This is a genomic window from Ruegeria sp. HKCCD6647-2 (assembly GCF_057221075.1).
The window spans coordinates 55,182-74,603 of the sequence record NZ_JBWVBD010000003.1; the positions used below are offsets into that span (position 1 = coordinate 55,182).

16 protein-coding genes and 1 pseudogene are annotated in these 19,422 nt (G+C 57.5%); 10 read left to right on the forward strand and 7 right to left on the reverse strand.

The features are described from left to right. Window positions 1–52 precede the first annotated feature (52 nt). A complete protein-coding gene (locus AC2TDJ_RS09430; RefSeq protein WP_480841537.1) occupies window positions 53–1,084 on the reverse strand; it encodes a LacI family DNA-binding transcriptional regulator in 1,032 nt (343 codons plus the stop codon). 503 nt (window positions 1,085–1,587) lie between these two features. Further along, window positions 1,588–2,310 carry a FadR/GntR family transcriptional regulator gene (locus tag AC2TDJ_RS09435; RefSeq protein WP_480841539.1) on the reverse strand — a complete coding sequence of 241 codons (723 nt, stop codon included), beginning with the start codon at window positions 2,308–2,310 and terminating at the stop codon, window positions 1,588–1,590. Between the two features lie 403 nt (window positions 2,311–2,713). Here AC2TDJ_RS09435 and AC2TDJ_RS09440 point away from each other — a divergent pair, with 403 nt between their 5' ends. From AC2TDJ_RS09440 to dld, 4 genes are all read left to right on the forward strand, one after another. Then, window positions 2,714–3,763, forward strand: coding sequence for a TRAP transporter substrate-binding protein (locus AC2TDJ_RS09440; protein WP_480841541.1), 1,050 nt, complete (start codon window positions 2,714–2,716; stop codon window positions 3,761–3,763). Window positions 3,764–3,880: 117 nt separating this feature from the next. Further along, window positions 3,881–5,944 carry a TRAP transporter large permease subunit gene (locus AC2TDJ_RS09445; protein ID WP_480841543.1) on the forward strand — a complete coding sequence of 688 codons (2,064 nt, stop codon included), beginning with the start codon at window positions 3,881–3,883 and terminating at the stop codon, window positions 5,942–5,944. Between the two features lie 12 nt (window positions 5,945–5,956). Beyond that, window positions 5,957–7,141 carry an alpha-hydroxy acid oxidase gene (locus AC2TDJ_RS09450; protein ID WP_480841545.1) on the forward strand — a complete coding sequence of 395 codons (1,185 nt, stop codon included), beginning with the start codon at window positions 5,957–5,959 and terminating at the stop codon, window positions 7,139–7,141. After that, a complete protein-coding gene (gene dld, locus AC2TDJ_RS09455; protein WP_480841547.1) occupies window positions 7,138–8,832 on the forward strand; it encodes a D-lactate dehydrogenase in 1,695 nt (564 codons plus the stop codon). The genes AC2TDJ_RS09450 and dld overlap by 4 nt, the downstream gene beginning before the upstream one ends. Before the next feature lie 173 nt (window positions 8,833–9,005). Here dld and AC2TDJ_RS09460 read toward each other — a convergent pair. Further along, window positions 9,006–9,770 (reverse strand): annotated as a pseudogene (locus AC2TDJ_RS09460) (aldehyde dehydrogenase family protein); the annotation flags it as partial. On the opposite strand from AC2TDJ_RS09460, the gene AC2TDJ_RS09465 reads away from it, so the two are divergent. The 6 genes from AC2TDJ_RS09465 (at window position 9,673) to AC2TDJ_RS09490 (ending at window position 15,958) form a co-directional block, all read left to right on the forward strand. Next, window positions 9,673–9,924, forward strand: coding sequence for a hypothetical protein (locus tag AC2TDJ_RS09465; protein WP_480842262.1), 252 nt, complete (start codon window positions 9,673–9,675; stop codon window positions 9,922–9,924). The pseudogene AC2TDJ_RS09460 and the gene AC2TDJ_RS09465 sit on opposite strands and share 98 nt — an antisense overlap. Before the next feature lie 222 nt (window positions 9,925–10,146). Next, window positions 10,147–11,427, forward strand: coding sequence for an NAD(P)/FAD-dependent oxidoreductase (locus AC2TDJ_RS09470; RefSeq protein WP_480841549.1), 1,281 nt, complete (start codon window positions 10,147–10,149; stop codon window positions 11,425–11,427). A gap of 21 nt (window positions 11,428–11,448) precedes the next feature. Beyond that, window positions 11,449–12,831, forward strand: coding sequence for an aldehyde dehydrogenase family protein (locus AC2TDJ_RS09475; protein ID WP_480841551.1), 1,383 nt, complete (start codon window positions 11,449–11,451; stop codon window positions 12,829–12,831). Window positions 12,832–12,852: 21 nt separating this feature from the next. Further along, window positions 12,853–14,166, forward strand: a complete 1,314-nt coding sequence (gene aptA, locus AC2TDJ_RS09480; RefSeq protein ID WP_480841553.1) for an omega-aminotransferase AptA — start codon at window positions 12,853–12,855, stop codon at window positions 14,164–14,166. 57 nt (window positions 14,167–14,223) lie between these two features. After that, window positions 14,224–14,580, forward strand: coding sequence for a cupin domain-containing protein (locus AC2TDJ_RS09485; RefSeq protein WP_480841555.1), 357 nt, complete (start codon window positions 14,224–14,226; stop codon window positions 14,578–14,580). A gap of 64 nt (window positions 14,581–14,644) precedes the next feature. Then, the gene (locus AC2TDJ_RS09490) at window positions 14,645–15,958 is read left to right on the forward strand and encodes an NAD(P)/FAD-dependent oxidoreductase (RefSeq protein ID WP_480841557.1); all 1,314 of its coding nucleotides are present in this window, start codon (window positions 14,645–14,647) and stop codon (window positions 15,956–15,958) included. Here the strand turns inward: AC2TDJ_RS09490 and AC2TDJ_RS09495 are convergent. From AC2TDJ_RS09495 to AC2TDJ_RS09510, 4 genes are read right to left on the reverse strand one after another with little or no spacing between them, the layout of a single operon-like run. Then, window positions 15,952–16,692 carry a DUF1194 domain-containing protein gene (locus AC2TDJ_RS09495; protein WP_480841559.1) on the reverse strand — a complete coding sequence of 247 codons (741 nt, stop codon included), beginning with the start codon at window positions 16,690–16,692 and terminating at the stop codon, window positions 15,952–15,954. The two genes, AC2TDJ_RS09490 and AC2TDJ_RS09495, sit on opposite strands and share 7 nt — an antisense overlap. Continuing rightward, on the reverse strand, window positions 16,689–17,360 hold the full coding sequence (locus tag AC2TDJ_RS09500) for a glutathione S-transferase family protein (RefSeq protein WP_480841561.1): 672 nt from the start codon (window positions 17,358–17,360) through the stop codon (window positions 16,689–16,691). Before AC2TDJ_RS09500 ends, AC2TDJ_RS09495 begins: the two co-directional genes overlap by 4 nt. Then, window positions 17,360–18,091 carry a type 1 glutamine amidotransferase gene (locus AC2TDJ_RS09505; protein ID WP_480841563.1) on the reverse strand — a complete coding sequence of 244 codons (732 nt, stop codon included), beginning with the start codon at window positions 18,089–18,091 and terminating at the stop codon, window positions 17,360–17,362. The genes AC2TDJ_RS09500 and AC2TDJ_RS09505 overlap by 1 nt, the downstream gene beginning before the upstream one ends. Beyond that, entirely contained in the window at window positions 18,091–19,422 is a 1,332-nt protein-coding gene (locus AC2TDJ_RS09510) for an NAD(P)/FAD-dependent oxidoreductase (protein WP_480841565.1), read from the reverse strand. Before AC2TDJ_RS09510 ends, AC2TDJ_RS09505 begins: the two co-directional genes overlap by 1 nt.

The window sequence follows — 19,422 nt, forward strand, 5'->3', positions numbered from 1 at the left end:
TTAAAAATTTACGCGCGTAAAGAATGGATCGAGCGGGCGTGTTGATGGTGGCCTAAGCGGAATCCCGCATGATCAACCGGCCTTCAAAAAGCGTTTCCTCCCGCTCGGGCAGGCTTTCGTCCTTCTCAAGCATTCCAAACAATGTGCGCACCGCGCGGTTCGCGATGGCTTCGTAATCCTGTGCGATTGTTGTCAGGGGCGGGCATGTGAACCGGGAAAACGGATGATCGTCGTGACCGGCTATCCTGATGTGGCATCCCACGCCCTGACCGACACGCATTCCAAGCCCATAAGCGGCAGACAACATTCCTATGGCCAGGCGATCGTTGCTGCACAGCACCGTGTTGGTGGGAAACACGTCTTCAGCCAGATACCGTCCACCTTCGTTTTTGCCAATTTCCTCAAAATCCCAACCTTTGCCAAGGGCCTGGAAAATGTTCGGTTTGTGCCCGAGCCGTTCCATACTGTCGATATACGCCGCACGCCGTTTGTTGGCGTTTGGGTTGATTGGGTATTTCATTTCGAAAAAACATGGCGGCTCGCCGCTTCGACACAGGTATTCGACCATCAAGCCGACACTTTGGGCATTGTTGGTGCCAACAAATGCCTGACCGACTCCGCTGATATTCGCGTCAAAAAGCACAAGCGGAAAGTCGGCCTCAAAGGCCTTGACCACGTCCTTTTCCGACAGGCGTCCAAAAGGCGCAAGCAAGACACCGGCAGCTTTTAGGGACCGGAGCGAGTTGAGATTGTCGCGCTCCATTTCGGGGTTGCCGTGTGAGCTGAGCAGGATGGGGCTGTATCCAGCCTCGATGCAGGCAAGTTCAACGCGACGTGCGATCTCCGAAAAGAACGGGTCTGCCAGATTTGGCACGACAACCCCGATATTCTTCGTTCTGCGCCGGTTCTGGTTCATCGCGAACACATTTGGGTGGTAATCGTGTTCTTCTAAGGCCGTTTCGATTTTCTTCCGTGTCGACGCACGCACGCTTTCGGGATCGTTGAAGTATTTTGACACAGTTGGGCGGGAAATCCCGCTGACCGCGGCAAATTCCTCCATGTTTCGAATTTTTCGTGGCGACATTTTCCCATACCAAATTAAAAGGTTTCGCGCGTCAACTTTTGGTAAATTTAGAAAGGCAAACCTCGCGTTGTCAAGCGTCCGGAGTTCAATCGTTGGCCTGACTGATTCCGAACAGGATGCTGGATGGATTGATCCGTAAAGGGCGCAAATTCGTCGGACAAATATGATTCCATATGGCTTTTTGCGTGTGAGCCAAAACTGGTCTTCCCATACCTTCTGTCGGGTATTCTGCTTCTCAACCAGGACGAATTCGCGAAAGCTCTTGGTAAGCACTGGTCCAAGCTGTTCGTCTCGATTTGAGGGTTAAGGTCTGGCAGGGATCCTTCTGAGACCCGGTATCTGGGGGTGACCCTGATTTGCCGAAGTGGTTCACCAAAGTAACCAGAGGACGGCGGACTGGAGCGGCACGTCGAGGACTGCGGATACGAACGCCTTCAGAAGCTTTGAATGCCAAAAAATTTCAGGTTACTACTTCAACCATCCAATTTGCCACTCTGACATGGCTATGGATTCGACAGCATACGACGTTTCTGAGCCATTGCTTCACGACGGCGGCTTTCGATGCCGAATTTGAATGATTCCTCGACAAAGTCTATGTGATCGTGAGCCGCCTTTTCCGCGCGCGTTTCGTCACCTTCGATCACAGCTTGGCCAAGTTCCATGTGCTGTTCCAAGAGCCGCTTTCCCGTACCGTCAATCGATTTCAGAAACTCGCGGTTATAAAAGACACCTTGACGCGTCAGTTCGTATATGGACGCCATCATGTGAATGAGAGTAGCGTTTTGGCTGGCGTCCACGATTGCGGAATGCAGCGCGAAATCGGCCTCGCGTGAGGCTTCCTGATCCTCTTCGCGCCAGGCTCGGTCGCATTCTTCAAGAATTTCGCCGATCCGCTCTTTGTCGGCTTTAGTTGCACGGCGTGCAGCAAGCCGCGCCGCAAACCCTTCCTGTTCGCGCCGGTACTCAAGGTAGTCAAAGAACGCAGGTTCGTGTCGCTCATAAAGCGCCAACAATGCAGGCAGCATGGCTTTCCCGGTCAGTGCGGCAACAAATGTACCTTCGCCATGCTGCGTCCTGACCAGGCCACGTTCTTCCAGAATATGAAGCGCTTCGCGCAGTTTCGGGCGCGAAACGCGCAAGATTTCGGCAAGATCGCGTTCGGACGGCAGTTTACGCCCCTGTTTCAATACGCCCGAAGCAATCAATTCTTCGATTTGAGCCACCACCGCATCTGCCAGTGATTCGTGTCCTATTGGTTCAAAAATCGCAGTGGGGGTCATGGGATATTGCCCTGTTGGTTACGATCCGGTCCTTACACTCTGGTAAATAAAAGTAACCGGCAGGGAAAGTTTTTTCAACCCGCTACGAGTTTTAGCTCAGGCATCAATCCACGTGATAAATCGTTAAAAACAAACAGGGATGCCAGAAAACGGGAAAGAAATACCTGCATCGTCCCGGTTTTGAAACTGTTGGTAACCACACCCCGCAAGATAGGTTGGCAAACTCGCAGTGGTAAACAAAGTTGTTGACTGACTGCAATGGTAAACTTTATTAACCTCTTAGCGCGCAGGGTGATCCTGCGCCCCGATTGGTCGGACCTGGCGTCCGGCAAACACTGGAGGAGTATTCATGAAAAAGACCCTGACGAGCCTCGCCGTGGCCGCCAGCCTGATCGCTGCGCCTGCACTTGCAGCTGACAAACTGTTGCTAAAAACACCGATTGCGTTCTCGACCGAACTGCCGGGTCTTGGCTCGCCGATCCCGCGCGTTGCCGAACAGCTTGATCTGATGTCGGGCGGCACACTGAAGATGAAAGTTTACGAGCCGGGCAAGCTGGTTCCGCCGTTCGAGATTCTGGATGCCGTGTCCACCGGCAAGATCAATTCCGGGTACACTACCGCTGGCTACTGGGCAGGAAAAATCCCGGCCGCACCGCTGTTCTCGGCCGTACCGTTCGGCCCCGAGGCGGGTGAATACATGGCGTGGCTGTATTACGGTAACGGCCTGACCCTGTATCAGGAAATGTACGATCAGGCCGGCTACAACGTCCATGTTCTGCCCTGCGCCATTATCGCGCCCGAAACCTCGGGCTGGTTCGCAAACGAGATCAACTCGCCCGAAGACCTGAACGGCCTGAAGATGCGTTTCTTCGGTCTGGGCGGCAAGGTGATGCAGAAACTGGGCGTCGCGACTTCACTGCTGCCAGGGGGTGAGATCTTCCCCGCGCTGGAAAAAGGCGCCATCGACGCGACCGAGTTCTCGATGCCTGCCATTGACGCGCGTTTGGGCTTCCACAAACTTGTCAAGTTCAACTACTTCCCCGGCTGGCACCAGCAGGCGACTGTGTTCGAGCTGCTGATCAACAAGGACGTCTGGAACGAGACCAGCGACCAGCACAAAGCGATCATCGAAAGCGCCTGCAAGGCCTCGATGGCGGACAGCTTTGCCGAGGGCGAAGCCATCCAGCATGCGGCCCTGATCGACAATGTCGAAAACAACGGTGTCACCATCAAGCAGTGGTCGCCCGAGATGCTGGATACGTTCCGCTCGACCTGGGAAGAGGTTGCTGCTGAAGAGGCTGCAAACGACGCCTTCTTCGCTCAGGTTCTGAACGACATGAACGAGTTCCGGGACGGTTATGAGCTTTGGAAATCGAACGCTTTCCTCCCGCGTCAGTAACCTTTCTGACTAACAAAACCGGAGCGGCGTCCGCCGTCGCTCCGGCGCATTTCCCAGACTTTCGGAATTTCTAACCTTTCACTGCCCGCGCGCCGGGCTGCTGAGCGAGGAATGACCATGGCCACGCAGAAGAACTTCAACGATCCGGTCGAAGCCTATGAAGGCCTCCTGGAACACCCCGAGACCGACCGTCAGAAGATCGCCGTTGCGATCGACACCGGGGTAAAAGCTGTCGGCCATGTGGTTATGTGGGCAAACGTCCTGCTGATTGCCGCGATCTTCTCTCAAGTGTCGCTACGGTATCTGCTCAGTCAGAATTATCCCAAACTGGACGAAATCCAGTGGCATTTCTACGGCATCGTCACGATGATCGGTATTTCCTACGCCCTGATCACCGACAGCCATGTACGCGTTGACGTTCTGCATATGCAACTGTCACGCCGGGCGCAGCGTGTGATCGAATTGATCGGGATCCTGACCCTGCTGACCCCGTTCATCTATCTGATGATCGATCAGGGATATGACTATTTCTACGAAAGCTTCCGTGTCAATGAACGCTCGGACAGCCCCACCGGTCTGCCTGCACGCTGGGCCTTCAAGGCGGTCATTCCGATTAGCTTCATCCTGCTGGCACTGGCTGCGCTGGCGCGGTTGATCCACGACGGGCACGCGTTGCTGTACGGACCGGAGTCCGAACGCGAAGGCGCACCGCTACGCCGCATCCTGCTGGTGCTGGCCGTATTTGCCGCCGTCTGCGTCGGCCTGACTTTCCTGGTTGAAACGACCGAGGAAAAGCTGGTCATCGCGATGTTCCTGACCTTCATCGCGCTGCTGTTCACCGGTTATCCGGTGGCTTGGGTTCTGGCCGGTGTAGGTGTGGCTTATTGCGGTCTGGCCTATCTGTTCGACAACGACGTGATGCTGTGGACCGGGTTGGAGAGCACCTTTACCGGGCTCGACTACCTGACCCTTGGCGCCGTGGTGAACCGGGTCTATGCGACCATGTCCAACGCAGTTCTGGTCGCGCTGCCGATGTTCATTTTCATGGGTCTGATGCTGGACGAATCCGGTGTGGCCGAGCGTCTGATGTCCTCGATGCAGCGCCTGTTCGGTACCGTTCGCGGCGGTCTGGCGATCACCGTGACCCTGATCGGGATCATTCTGGCGGCCTCGACCGGCATCATCGGTGCATCCGTGGTGTTGCTGGGTGTACTGTCGCTGCCCTCGATGATGCAGCAAAAGTACCAGCCCACTTTGGCAGCGGGCGTTGTTTCGGCTTCGGGCACGCTGGGCATTCTGATCCCGCCGTCGATCATGTTGGTGATCATGGCTGACCAGATGGCCCTGTCGGTCGGAGACCTGTTCATGGCGGCTGTCTTCCCGGGCGTGATCATCGGCGGCCTGTACCTGTCCTACATCTTCATCCTTGCGCTGGTGAAACGCGACGCGGCCCCGGTGCCTGAGGGCGCAAAAGCCCCTGACTGGGCCGCCGTCAAGGACGTTCTGATCGCGGTCATCCCGACTCTGATCCTGATCCTTGCCGTTCTGGGTTCCATCTTTGCGGGTCTGACCACGCCAACCGAGGCTTCGGGCATCGGTGCTCTGGGCGCTACGCTGCTGGCGCTTGGGTATCGCAAGCTGAGCTTTGGAAAACTGTGGAACGTATTGGTGTCAACCTTCAACACCACCGCCTACATCTTTGCAATTTTCCTCGGCGCGACGGTGTTCTCTTACGTGCTGCGTGAGTTGGGCGGAGACGAGTTGATCGAGCATGTGGTGCAGTCCACCGGTTTCGGCGCGAACGGCACGGTAATCTTCATCCTGTTCATTGTCTTCCTGCTGGGCTTTGTTCTGGATTGGATCGAGATCACGCTGATCGTACTGCCGCTGATGCGCCCCATCGTGAACGGGCTGGGAATCGACATCCCTGGCTTTGGCGTTTTGGATGAACCGGCGCTTGTATGGTTCGTGATCCTGGTCGCGGTGACACTGCAAACCAGCTTCCTGACACCGCCCGTTGGCTTCGCGCTTTTCTACCTGAAAGGTGTCTGCCCGCCCGAGATCAAGCTGACGCACATCTACAAAGGCATCATCCCCTTCGTTCTGCTGCAGTTGACAGGTCTGGCGCTGGTTTTCCTGTGGCCGACCCTTGCCACCTGGTTGCCCTCGGTCGCCTATTAAGGAGCCCTGAAGATGCGTTTGAGCCAGTGCCACAACTTCCACGATTTCCGGCGGCTGGCCAAGCGCCGGCTGCCGGGGCCCATCTTCAACTACATCGACGGTGGCGCCGATGATGAAGTCACTTATCGGGAAAACACTAACGCGTTTGACCGTTGCGACCTGCTGCCCTCTGTTCTGCGTGGAGTGTCCGACGTGGACATGTCGGTCACCGTCATTGGGCAAAAACTCGACATGCCGGTCTATTGCTCGCCTACAGCCTTGCAGCGTCTGTTCCACCATCAGGGTGAGCGCGCCGTAGCCGCGGCGGCTGAGAAATATGGAACCATGTTCGGCGTGTCTTCGCTGGGAACTGTGTCGCTGGAAGAACTGCGGCAAAAGCATAAGAACCCGCAGGTTTACCAGTTCTATTTCCACAAGGACCGGGGCCTGAACGCGGCCATGTTGCAACGCGCGAAAGAGGCCGGCGTCGAGGTCATGATGCTGACGGTGGACAGCATCACCGGCGGCAATCGCGAGCGCGATCTGCGCACCGGCTTTTCCATCCCGTTTCGCCTGACGCTAAGCGGCATGATTCAGTTCGCGATCAAGCCGATGTGGGGGATCAACTATGTCACCCACGAGAAATTCCGCCTGCCTCAGCTTGAGGGCCACGTGGATATGGGCAGCGGTGCCAGCTCGATCGGGGGCTATTTCACGGACATGCTGGACCCGTCGATGAACTGGGATGATGTGGCCCAGATGGTTCGCGACTGGGACGGTCAGTTCTGCCTCAAGGGCATCATGACCGTCGAAGACGCCCGTCGCGCTGCCGAGATAGGTTGCACGGGCATCGTATTGTCGAACCATGGCGGGCGTCAGCTTGATGGTTCGCGCACGCCCTTCGACCAACTGGCCGAGATCGTTGACGCGGTCGGAGATCGGCTGGATGTAATGATGGACAGCGGTATTCAGCGCGGAACCCATGTTTTGAAGGCGCTCTCGTTAGGTGCCAAGGCGGTTGGTGTCGGACGACAGTACCTATATCCTTTGGCTGCCGCAGGGCAGGCGGGTGTTGAACGCGCCTTGGGCCTGATGCGCGCCGAGATTGAGCGGGACATGAAACTGATGGGAGTAAGCCGGATCGACCAGTTGTCGCGTGACTGCGTCCGTTTTCGTGATGGGACCCTTGCACCGATGTCACAGAGGAGCGCGGCATGACCAACGGCGCACTCATTAAGGAATTCCGCAGCATCGTCGGATCGCGCCACGTGCTGACAGGCGCGCGCGCCACCGAACGCTTTCGCCGTGGCTTCCGTTCGGGCGAGGGTGAAGCCCTGTGCGTTGTCCAGCCAGGCTCTCTGCTGGAGCAGTGGAAAGTGCTTCAGGCCTGTGTTGCCGCCGACAAGATCGTCATCATGCAGGCCGCCAATACGGGCCTGACCGAAGGATCCACGCCATCAGGCAGCTATGATCGTGAAGTTGTTCTGATCAACACGCGCCGGATGGACACACTGGTGCCGCTGAATGGCGGCGAGCAGGTCGTCAGTTTCCCGGGGGCCACACTGTTTGCCCTGGAAAAACTGCTGGATCCCATCGGTCGCGAGCCGCATTCGGTGATTGGTTCTTCCTGCATCGGTGCGTCCATCGTTGGCGGCGTCTGCAACAATTCCGGTGGTTCACTGGTCGAGCGGGGGCCAGTCTATACCGAACTGTCCGTTTACGCCCGAGTGAACGAAGTCGGGGCGCTTGAGCTGGTCAATCACCTTGGTATCGATCTGGGTGAGACACCCGATGAAATTCTGGCAAATCTGGACGCGGGCACCTTCGACCGGACCCCCGATCCGACCAACAAACGCGCCTCGGCCAGCGATTATGCACAGATCGTGCGTGATGTGGACGCAGCGACCCCCGCGCGGTTCAATGCTGACAGGGCGAAATTGTTTGAATCGGCCGGGTCGGCCGGAAAGCTTGCCGTTTTTGCGGTTCGGCTGGACACCTTCCCCAAAAACAGATCAGAGCAGGTCTTCTATATTGGTGCCAACAATCCAGACGACCTGGCTGATCTGAGACGGGTTATTCTGTCCGAATTCAAATCTCTGCCGGTATCGGCCGAATACATGCAACGCGACGTATTCGACATTACCCGGACCTACGGCAAAGACACGGTCTGGATGATCGACAAGCTGGGCACTGACCGCCTGCCAATGTTCTTTGCGATGAAGGGCGCGGTGGACGCTCGTCTGCGTCGCATCTCTTTCCTGCGCAACTTCACCGACCGGTTCATGCAGATGGCAGTCAGCGTGTTGCCCGAGATTTTGCCCAAGCGAATGCTTGATTTCCGAGACAAGTTTGAACATCACCTGATCCTCAAGATGAAAGAAGACGGGATCGAGGAGGTTCGGAACTGGTTGCCCGGCTTTCTTGATGGGCACGATGCCGGTTTCTTTGAATGCACCCCTCGCGAAGCCAAGATCGCCGGCCTCCACCGCTTTGCCGCCGCCGGGGCTGCGGTGCGTTACATGGCAATTCATGCGGATGAGGTCGAGGACATCATTGCACTGGATGTTGCGCTGCGCCGCAATGATCGTGACTGGCTGGAAAAGTTGCCGCCCGAAATCGACGATCAGCTAGTGCATAAGCTCTATTATGGCCATTTCATGTGCCACGTGATGCATCAGGATTACGTGGTCAAAAAGGGCGCAGACCCAAAGGCGCTGAAAGCGGCAATGCTCAAATTGTTTGACGAGCGCGGTGCCGAATACCCTGCCGAACACAATGTTGGCCATCTGTACAAGGCCAAGCCCGATCTGGCCATGCACTACAAATGCTGCGATCCAACCAATTCATTCAATCCCGGGATCGGAAAAATGTCCAAGTCCCGGAATTATGAGACGAATCCCATCCGGTGACCAACGTGGTCATCGCATCGGCAGCACCTGCCGCTGCTGGTCGTTTTGGTGGTTCCATTTGCGTTACTCGGGTTGGTAGCGAGGTCAGATGGAAATCCAGCCGAGTGATGAGTTCGACGCGATACCCGCACATAGCAATTCTGCCCAGCCAACAGGCCGCAGTCTCTGCCGTGCTACCCCGCGAAACTGTAGGCGGTCTTGACCGTAGTAAAGAACTCGGCGGCATAACGCCCCTGTTCGCGCGACCCAAGTGATGAGCCTTTGCGCCCGCCGAACGGGACGTGATAATCGACCCCTGCGGTTGGAAGGTTGACCATTACCATATCTGCCTGACTTTGCTGTTTGAAAGCACGGGCGTATTTCAGGCTGGATGTGCAAATGCCTGAGGACAGACCGAATTCGGTATCGTTCGCGACCGACAGCGCCTCATCAAAGTCGGCAACTTTGATGAGGCTGGCGCAAGGACCAAATATCTCCTCGCGGCTCGATCGCATATCGTTGGTCGCGTTCAGGAACAACGCCGGCGCCTGAAACCAGCCTTCGGTCTCAAGAGTCACACGCTCACCGCCGATAACGTCGGCACCTTCAGCCGCCGCAATATCTATATAGTTCAAGTTGCTGGAAAGCTGGCGCTCGGAAGCGACCGGGCCGATTTGGGTGGCGGTATCCAAAGGGTTGCCAACTTTCAGCGCGCTCATCTTGGCGGTCAGTTGCTCGACGAAGGCATCGTGGATGCCATCCTGCACCACGATCCGGCTAGAGGCCGTGCAGCGCTGTCCGGTCGAAAAGAACGCGCCATTCAACACCGCGGGAACTGCGATATCCAGATCCGCGTCGTCCATGACCACCATGGGGTTTTTGCCGCCCATTTCGAGCAGGACCTTCTTCATACCTTGTGCCGCTGTCACCGCCAGGGCATGTCCCACCGGTGCCGAGCCGGGCTGTGCCTGGTCCCGAAACGAGCTGCGCAAGCAGGAAGCGGATCGTCTCTGGTTCGCCGGCGAGGCGCTGAGCGATGACGATTGGGCCACAGTTGCCGGTGCGCATAAGTCAGGTCTTGTTGTGGCCGAGGACATCCACGATTCGCTATGAGCCGAGCAATCGATATCAGAAAATCAGGTCAGAGCGGGGCAATGAAGTGTCTGGCTCTGACCTGTTTTATTTTGTCAAAAAATCGGAATTCAGATGATCAGATTTGGCAGTGGAACGCTAAACTCAAAAGAAAATACGTAATAACAAGCAAGTAGGCGAAGTTTAAACGAATGCTTGCGTTACGTCTGCCTTCCGAATAAATTTGATCAAAAAGGAATCCGGATGCACGCAAACTCCTACTATGCAGCAACGGCCCGCGACACGAAGGGCTTTGCCAGGTTGGCAGAAAACCTGGATGTGGATGTCGCCATCGTTGGTGGTGGTTTCAGCGGCGTTGCGACTGCCGTTGAGCTTGCTGAACGTGGCAAGAAAGTTGCGTTGCTTGAGGCAAGGAAAATCGGTTGGGGCGCGACCGGGCGGAATGGCGGGCAGATTACGGGTAGCCTGTCAGGCGACATCGCCATGGCGCGCGAGTTCCGGCGTACCGTCGGCGATGAAGCGGACGACGTCGTCTGGCAAACACGCTGGCGGGGCCATGACATCATCAGGAGTCGGATCGAGAAATACGGTATCGAATGTGACCTGAATTTCGGCCACTTGCAGACCGCGATGAAGCCCGCCCACATGGAAGAGTTGAAGACGATCCATGAAGAGGCGCAAAACCGCGGGATGGGTGGCGAACTCGAACTGGTCGACGGCAAGGACATCCCGAATTATCTTGAGACCGAGATCTACTGCGGCGCGTTGCTAAACCGGCGCAATATGCACGTCCATTCCATGGACCTGTGCGTCGGCGAGGCGCGTGCGGCTGAATCACTGGGTGCAAAAGTGTTCGAGGACTCGCAGGTGACGAGGATTGAACACGGGCATCGTCCCACGCTGTTCACCAAACAAGGCCGGGTCACGGCTGACAGGGTTCTGATTGCAGGCAACGCCTATCACTTTCTCGAGCAGAAGAAACTTGCGGGCAAGCTGTTCCCGGCGTCGCTGGCCAACATGGCCACCGCTCAATTGGGAGAGGAAGTCGCGCGCAAGATCAATCCATACAATCTTGCCGTTTACGATTGCCGCTTTGTGCTGGACTACTATCGTTGTACAGCCGATCACCGCCTGATGTTTGGCGGCGGCACCAATTATTCGGGCCGTGACAGCAAGGATATCGGAGCCGAACTGCGCCCGGCGATGGAGCGGACCTTTCCGCGCCTTAAGGGCGTCGATATCGAATTCAGCTGGGCGGGGATCGACGGGATCGTCATCAACCGTATTCCGCAGGTCGGGAAGATCAGCGAAAACGTGTTCTACGTGCAGGGATATTCGGGCCACGGCATCGCGCTGACACATATTCTGGGCGAGATCATGGCCGAGGCAATTACCGGCGATATGGCGGATTATCTGGTGTACGAAAACGTCCGCCATATGAGGCTGCCATTTACCCGGTCGCTTGGCAGTCAGGCGATCGCGGTGGGAATGATGTACTACAAACTCAAGGAAAAACTGCGCTGACCCGCAGGGGAGACCTGAACAGTGTCTGATATCAAATGCGTATCTCCGATTAACGGCGAGGTGTACGTAACCCGCCAGGCCATGTCCAAGGACGAAGCTCTAGCGCGTATCGAACGTAGCAAGGCGGCTGGAAAGGCCTGGGCTGCGCGGCCTTTGGCCGAACGCCGCGATCTGGTCATGAAGGCAATCCATCAGCTTGCCACGCACCGCGAGGAAGCCGCCGAAGAGGTCGCCATGATGATGGGTCGACCAAAGGCTCAGTTCTTCGAATTCAATGGTTGTATCGAGCGCGCGACGTATATGGCGGAGATTGCCGAAGAGGCGCTCAAACCCATTGTGACCGAAGACAGCGACAAATTTGAACGCCGGATCGAAAAGGAACCGGTGGGCGTTGTTTTTATCGTCGCGCCGTGGAACTACCCGTTTCTGACCACGATCAACTCGCTGGTGCCTGCGCTTATCGCCGGCAATACGGTGATCATGAAACATGCGGCCCAAACCCTTATTGCGGGCGAGCGGATCGTGAAGGCGTTTGATGAAGTCGGGTTCCCGGCAGACGTGTTGCAAAATGTCTTTTTCGATCATGGCACCACGTCGGAACTGATTGGCGAGGGGCATTTCGGCTTCGTCAACTTCACCGGCTCGGTCGGTGGCGGCCAGGCGATGGAGCGCGCGGCCGCAGGAACGTTTACCGGTGTCGGCACCGAACTGGGCGGCAAGGACCCGGCCTATGTGATGGAAGACGCCAACGTGGACGCCGCTGTTGCCACGCTGATGGATGGCGCGTTCTTCAATGCCGGGCAGTGCTGCTGCGGGATCGAACGGGTCTATGTCCACGAAAGCAAGTTCGATGAGTTCGTCGAAAAGGCCGTGGCCGAGGTGAACAAACTGAATCTGGGCAATCCGCTTGAAGACGGCACGACCGTTGGTCCGATGGCCAATGTCCGCTTTGCACAGGAAGTGCGTGACCAAATCAGTGAAGCTGTCGCCGATGGCGCAACCGCTCTGATCGATTCGGCAAACTTCCCGGCGGATGATGGCGGCGCCTATCTGGCACCGCAGATTTTGGTGAATGTGACCCACGACATGCGGGTGATGCGCGACGAGAGCTTCGGTCCGGTTGTCGGCATCATGAAAGTGTCGTCGGATGAAGAAGCCATTGCGTTGATGAACGACAGCGAGTTTGGCTTGACTGCCAGCCTTTGGACGCAGGATGCCGGGCGCGCCGCCGAGATCGGCGCCCAAATCGAAACGGGCACCGTTTTCATGAACCGGTGCGACTACCTGGATCCGGCCGTGTGCTGGACCGGCTGTAAGAATACGGGGCGGGGCACTACCTTGTCGGTGTTGGGCTACAACTCCCTGACCCGCCCGAAATCCTACCACTTGAAAAAAGCGCTGTGACGACAGCAACACGAGGATAAAATGAACCTTCAGAACCGAAATCTGGACGCCTATTGGATGCCGTTCACGGCAAACCGTCAATTCAAAGCAGCTCCGAAAATCCTGTCCGGCGCCAAGGGCATGCATTACACGACAGACGATGGGCGCGAGATCATCGACGGCACAGCCGGTTTGTGGTGCTGTAACGCTGGTCACGGTTATACCGAAGTTGCGGACGCCGTTCACCGCCAGTTGAGCGAGATGGATTATGCGCCGAGTTTCAATATCAGCCACGATCTTGCGTTCCAGTTCGCTGATCGCCTCAAGGCGTTGGCGCCCGATGGGTTCGATCATGTTTTCTACACAGGCTCGGGCTCGGAATCGGTGGACACGGCGCTCAAGATCGCGCTTGCCTATCACCGCGCGCGGGGTGAAGGATCGCGCACGCGTCTGATCGGGCGCGAGCGCGGATATCACGGTGTTGGCTTTGGCGGCATTTCGGTGGGCGGGATCGTCAACAACCGCCGCCATTTCGGCGGTATGCTGACCGGTGTCGACCACCTGCGGCATACGCACCTGCCGGAAAATGCCTTTGCCAAGGGGCAACCCGAACACGGTGCCGACCTGGCCGAGGATCTGGAGCGGATTGTCGCTCTGCACGGCGCGGAAACCATCGCGGCCTGCATCGTGGAACCGGTAGCCGGTTCGACCGGTGTGCTTGTGCCACCCAAGGGGTATCTGGAACGCCTGCGCGAGATTTGCACTAAACACGGGATTCTGTTGATTTTCGACGAAGTTATTACCGGATTTGGCCGCTTGGGCGCTCCGTTCGCATCGCAGTATTTCGGGGTGACGCCAGACCTGTTCACCACCGCCAAGGGTCTGACCAACGGCGTGGTGCCCATGGGCGCGGTCTTTGCCCAGAAGCATGTGCATGATGCGTTCATGCAAGGCCCGGAAAACATGATCGAACTGTTCCACGGCTACACCTATTCCGGGCACCCGATTGCGTGTGCGGCCGGTCTGGCGGTTCTCGACATCTACGAAAAGGACGGGTTGTTGACCCGGGCCGCTGAACTGGACGCCAAGTGGCAGGACGCCGTTCATTCGCTGAAAGACGAACCAAACGTGATCGACATCCGCAACCTTGGACTTATCGGGGGAATCGAGCTGTCCTCGCGCGATGGGGCACCCGGCGCACGCGCTTACGACGTGTTCACCGAGTGTTTCGAAAAGGGGGCGTTGATCCGTGTGACCGGTGACATTATCGCCCTTTCGCCGCCGCTGATCATCTCGGACGCCCAGATAGACGAGTTGATCGAAATTGTCAGGGCTGCACTTCGCAAGATCCAATAAATCCCCAACTTGGCCCGGCGCATGGCCGGGCCGTTCTTTTTTGGAGTCTCCCATCAAATGAGCACAAAAACCATCACCCGAGTGGACCGTTCAGCACCGTTGATCGAAAGCGACATCGCGGCGGAAAAACTGATTTCCGGCAAGGCTGCGACATGCCTATGGAACGCCTTTTCCGACACCACCGAACAATTCAATGTGGGGCAGTGGTCCAGTGAGCCTTGCAAACTGAATGTGAATTACAGCGAAAACGAGCTGTGTATTCTGGTCGAGGGAACCGCGACGATCGAAAACAAGGACGGCGAAATCTGGACCTTCTATCAAGGCGATGCCTTTGTTATTCCGGCGGGTTTCGTCGGGACCTGGGAATCCGTAACGCCGGTTCGCAAGGTCTACGCGGCATTTGAAGCCGCCTGATCCCAAACGCAGCATGTAAAGTCGGAAATTTTCGGTGGCCGTCGCGCCGCCGGCTGGAGGTACGATGCGAACGGAAACCAAACCGCATATCGTGATCATCGGGGGCGGCGCAGGCGGGTTGAACCTTGCAACCCGCCTCAGCCGGTCATTGGGGCGTCGTGGCCAGGCTGAAGTGACTCTGGTGGACGAAAACCTGACGCACATGTGGAAACCATCGCTGCACGAGTTTGCCGCCGGCACCAAAGGTAACGAGGATGAAATCAGTTTCCTCGAACACTCCAACCGCAATGGGTACAATTTCCGGCTGGGGCGACTGAGCGCCCTGAATCTGGAGGCAAAAACCGTTCTTTTGGATCCGGTTCGAGACAGTGCGCAGAAACTGCTGGCACCGCAACGAACGCTGCATTTCGACTATCTGGTCATGGCTATCGGCAGCCGGTCCAATGATTTCGGCTGCAAGGGTGTGGCTGAGAACTGCATGTTTCTCGACACGCCGAAACAGGCCAAAAAGATGCAGGCCGAGCTGCTGAACCTGTGCCTGCGACTGGAGACCGGGGCGTTGGGTGATGCCGTATCCAAACTGAACATCTGTATCATCGGCGGCGGTGCGACCGGGGTCGAACTTGCGGCCGAACTCCGAGAAGCCACGGAGCAGTTTGCCCGAAATGGAATTGACAAACTGCGCGATCCATCGTCAGTCAACATCACGCTGATCGAGGCGGCGGATCGTCTGGTTGCGGCCCTGCCCGAAACAGTGTCGGAAAAGGTCGCCAGGAAACTCGGCGGCATCGACATAGACCTGCGACTGTCCTCCATGGTCGAAGAAGCAGTGGCGGATGGGGTCAGGTTGAAGGGTGGCGGTTTTGTCCCGGCTGAGCTGATGATCTGGGCGGCTGGGATCAAGGCGCCTGCAATTCTCGACGACCTGCGTGCTTTCGAGATCGGGTCGTTGGGGCGGATTCGCACCCGACCGACCTTACAAACCGTGAACCACGATTCCGTTTTCGCCATAGGTGATTGTGCTGAATGCCTGTGGCCTGAGAAGGGAACCTCCTTGCCGCCGCGTGCTCAGGTGGCCGCGCAGCAGGCCGAGTTCATGGAGGAGCAATTGCGCCGCCTGATTCAGGGAAAGCCATTGGAGGATTTCCAGTATGTCGATCGTGGCTCGCTGGTTGCGATCAGCAACTATTCGGCTGTGGGCTCACTGATGGGCAAGGCGCTTGGAACGATGACAATAGAAGGTTGGATGGCCCGCCGCGCCTACCGCTATCTGCATTACGCTCATGAATCGGCTGTTCAGGGAAGCTGGCGCGCCGCGCTTCGGAGCCTGTTGAGCCAGGCCATGAAAAGGGTACGGCCGCAGCTCAAGCTTCACTGAGTGGCGGTCGGATCGAACCGGACTTCGACAATCCTCTGTGTCGGTTCCTGCCATGACAGTTGCAGCTGCAATTCGCGCTCCAGCTTTCGGCGCATTGCATGCCGCACGCTGTCCGTTTCAGTGATGGCCATGACGAACGAACCTGCGCCGCCCGCGACGAATGTCGCGTAATAGGCGCCAAGTTCCCTGTCGCTGCTCAGGATCGCGAGACCATTGATGGTGATGCCCTGATCAATCGCGTATTGCCGCGGCAGCAAGGGGTGCACACCGGAATTGTTGCGGGCGTCTCCCGATATGTCGATTTTGCGAAATAGCCCAGTATATGCGTTTTCGTTCAGCAATTCGGTTGCGCGCTGGATGGCTTCGCCAATAGCCGTGGCGCGGCCGCCACCTTTCCGCTCGATCCGTTCGACCTGGTCCGCGACATAGAGCGCATCGGCGGCAGTGCGCAGGTGAAACCAGGGCAGAACGGGGCGATTGAGATGGCCATAGCTCCATTCCATGACGGTTATCGCAAGGCCGTCTGGCATGGCAGCGATGGCCGCCTGCACATGCGGGCCGCGCAGTGCGTCGGCCACGCCCAGAAGTTGCAGGGCAAATTCCTGATCGGAAACGCTGACCGACGTGTCGATGGCAATGACCAGCTCGATGTCGACAGGCACTTGCGCCTGCGCACCGCTGAAAAAAGACGACAGCAGCAGCGCGGCCACCGCCTTTGTCAGAGCGCGTATCATTCGTCCGCCGCCGAGGGTGGTCCCGGATTCGTTGCCTCCATCGTCGGGCGGGCCGAAAACCAGTCGAACCACTGTGCCAAGGGCGGGAACCGCTTCAGCATTTCAGCGCCTTCCAGCGTCATCACGAAATACCCTAGGAACGGGCCCAGATACAAATCGGCCAGCGTCACTGATTTTTGGTTCAGGATCAGGCCCTCGTTCACAATCGCCTGCAACGCCCCAAGCGCGCGCTCTGCCCCCCGCAAACCGTCGGCAATCGCGGCTTCGTCCGGTTGCTCTCCTTCCAGCGGCGAGAACAGTCGTTCTGTCACGACCTTGGCGATGATCGGCCCGACCGCGTAGTCGTCCATCAAAGACATGACTTGCGTCATTCGCGCCGCCGCCCGATTGTCTTTGGGTATCAAGGAATTACCATCAAATGTCTGGTCAAGGTAGCGCGTGATCGCCTGCGCCTCGTACAGGACAAAATCATCGTGAACCAGCGTCGGAATCCGGCCGAACGGGTGCATTGCCAGATAGCTTTCGGGCAATGGCGGGTCGAACGGATCCATTTCAATAAAATCATAGGGCAGAGCGCGCTCGTGAAGTGCCAGCCGGGCGATCCAGACATAGACCGAGTCTTCGGTTCCATAGAGCGCAAGTCGCCCCTTGTTCGGTGCCTGAACCATTACGCAGGCGCCTTCTGTTTCAACAGATAATCCCGTACCAGATCGGCCAGAACCGAGCGATTGTCCTCGATCGCCATGTTGCGTTGGCCCTGATCCACGTCTTCGTCCCGCAGTACGCTGCCGCGGCGGTTCTCCAACAGGGCGCTTGCATAGGGCTTGCCGAACTCAGGGTGCCCTTGAACCGTGATGGCAAAGCCCGGATACCACAACGCGCCCTGTTCGCAGAAATCGGTCGAAGCAATCGTCACTGCGCCTTCGGGTTTTTCTTCGACCTGATCCTGATGATAGGCCTGAATTGCGATTTTTTCGGGCGCTTCACCCAGGTTCGAAGGCCAGTCGTCGGTTGTGGGGTACTCGTGCACGCCAAGTCCCCAACCCTTTTCGGATTTTCGCACGACGCCGCCCAAGGCTTGTGCGATGATTTGATGCCCAAAGCAGATTCCGAACATCAACCTGCCGTCATCGCGTGCGTCGCGAATGAACTGTTCGAGCGGCGGAATCCAGGCATGATCTTCGTAGGCGCCGAATTTCGATCCTGTAATCACCCACAGATCGGCGTCTTCGGGTCCGCTCGGGAATACTTCGTCCAGGACTGGAAAGGTCGAAAACTCGGCGTCGAGCCCTTTCAGCCATTGGCGCACCATGCCCGGGTAATCTCCGTGGTCAGCGGCGAGTTCCTCGGGCGGGCGACCTGTCTCAAGGATGCCCACACGGATTTTCTGGTTGCTCATCATGCTCTCCAGTCCTGAAACCCGTACCACGCATAGACAAGCGGTAGTAGTGCGCGCCGCCAGCGCCCAAGCTCAAACTTGCGCATGGGTAGGGTCATAACATGCGGGGTATTTACCCCCTTATTCAAAATCTGGGCCGCAATCATCGCGCCGGCATAACTGCCCAACGCGACGCCGTTGCCGTGATAGCAAAGCGCCGCCCATGCCCGGTCAAGGCCGGGGATCGGTCCGGCATAGGGTGTCCGGTTTCTGGCCAGACTCAAAAGGCCAGACCAGTAGTGGGCGGTTTCGACGTGTTGCCATGCCGGGAATATCCGGTCGAAATCGGCGCGCGCGCGCGCTTTGGTTTCGGCCTCGCTTTGCGCTGTGGTTCGAGACGCCGCGCGCAGGCCGAAAAGCATTCTGTTGTCCGGAAGCAGTCGAAAGTAATGTACAAGGTGGCGGCTGTCGAAACACATCTGACGGCTGGTCCATCCCTGTGCATTGAGCTCATCCTCGGTCATCGGTCGGGTGGTGATGATTCCCGATTGTACAGGCAGATACCGCCCGCGCAGCCATGACGGCAGGTTTTCTGAACTATAACCGTTTGTTGCCACCACGATGTTCTTTGCGCGAAGTTCGCCCTGCGGTGTCTTCAGCAGATGGCGACCATCGTCTGCACGCGTCATCTCGGTCACGGCGCTGTTGCCGAAGATGCGAACGCCTTCGTTTGCAGTCACGCGCGCCAATCCGGCGGCATATTTCAACGGGTTCAGGGCAAAGCCAATGGGCGTGGTCAGCGCGCCAAAAAATTCCGCACTGTTCAGGCCGTTTTCGGCTAATGCCTCCTGCGGCAGAAACTCGGGCTCGGCACCATAGATCTCGCGATACTCGGCGATCTCTTCTCGCATTTCATCGGCGGAGCGTTGTGAATGCGCCAGTTGGGTTTCGCCGTGGGAATGGGTATCCGCGTCGATTCCATGTGCGTCCAGCCTGTCCCGCACGAACCCCACGGCGTCGCGTTCCGCTCGCAGGTATTCAAGTGCGTTTTCTCGTCCCACATGCCGAGACAAATCACTTAGCCCCGTTTTGGAGCCGCCGATGCAGCAGAATCCGCCATTGCGGCCTGAGGCACCCCAGCCCGGTTGTTGGGCTTCCAAAACTACGACGTCCTGACCGCCGCGCACCAGTTCCAGCGCCGCATTTAGCCCGGTGAAGCCTGCGCCGATGACGGCGGTGTCGCAGCTTGCCGCGCCGGCCAGTGCCGGATAGTCCGGGCATTCGAGTGTTGTCGACCAGAAACTGTCTGCGATCGGGGCCGGGCCATAGGCCATGTCTTCGAACAATCGCAT

Bases quoted from the DNA above. Each gene is read 5' to 3' on its own strand.
- aptA (WP_480841553.1), top strand. From the start codon at position 12,853: ATGAACCTTCAGAACCGAAATCTGGACGCCTATTGGATGCCGTTCACG.
- AC2TDJ_RS09440 (WP_480841541.1), top strand. From the start codon at position 2,714: ATGAAAAAGACCCTGACGAGCCTCGCCGTGGCCGCCAGCCTGATCGCT.
- AC2TDJ_RS09490 (WP_480841557.1), top strand. From the start codon at position 14,645: ATGCGAACGGAAACCAAACCGCATATCGTGATCATCGGGGGCGGCGCA.
- AC2TDJ_RS09495 (WP_480841559.1), bottom strand. From the start codon at position 16,692: ATGATACGCGCTCTGACAAAGGCGGTGGCCGCGCTGCTGCTGTCGTCT.
- AC2TDJ_RS09485 (WP_480841555.1), top strand. From the start codon at position 14,224: ATGAGCACAAAAACCATCACCCGAGTGGACCGTTCAGCACCGTTGATC.
- AC2TDJ_RS09505 (WP_480841563.1), bottom strand. From the start codon at position 18,091: ATGAGCAACCAGAAAATCCGTGTGGGCATCCTTGAGACAGGTCGCCCG.
- AC2TDJ_RS09445 (WP_480841543.1), top strand. From the start codon at position 3,881: ATGGCCACGCAGAAGAACTTCAACGATCCGGTCGAAGCCTATGAAGGC.
- AC2TDJ_RS09450 (WP_480841545.1), top strand. From the start codon at position 5,957: ATGCGTTTGAGCCAGTGCCACAACTTCCACGATTTCCGGCGGCTGGCC.
- AC2TDJ_RS09500 (WP_480841561.1), bottom strand. From the start codon at position 17,360: ATGGTTCAGGCACCGAACAAGGGGCGACTTGCGCTCTATGGAACCGAA.
- AC2TDJ_RS09510 (WP_480841565.1), bottom strand. From the start codon at position 19,422: ATGCGATTGTTCGAAGACATGGCCTATGGCCCGGCCCCGATCGCAGAC.
- AC2TDJ_RS09430 (WP_480841537.1), bottom strand. From the start codon at position 1,084: ATGTCGCCACGAAAAATTCGAAACATGGAGGAATTTGCCGCGGTCAGC.
- AC2TDJ_RS09470 (WP_480841549.1), top strand. From the start codon at position 10,147: ATGCACGCAAACTCCTACTATGCAGCAACGGCCCGCGACACGAAGGGC.
- dld (WP_480841547.1), top strand. From the start codon at position 7,138: ATGACCAACGGCGCACTCATTAAGGAATTCCGCAGCATCGTCGGATCG.
- AC2TDJ_RS09465 (WP_480842262.1), top strand. From the start codon at position 9,673: ATGACCACCATGGGGTTTTTGCCGCCCATTTCGAGCAGGACCTTCTTC.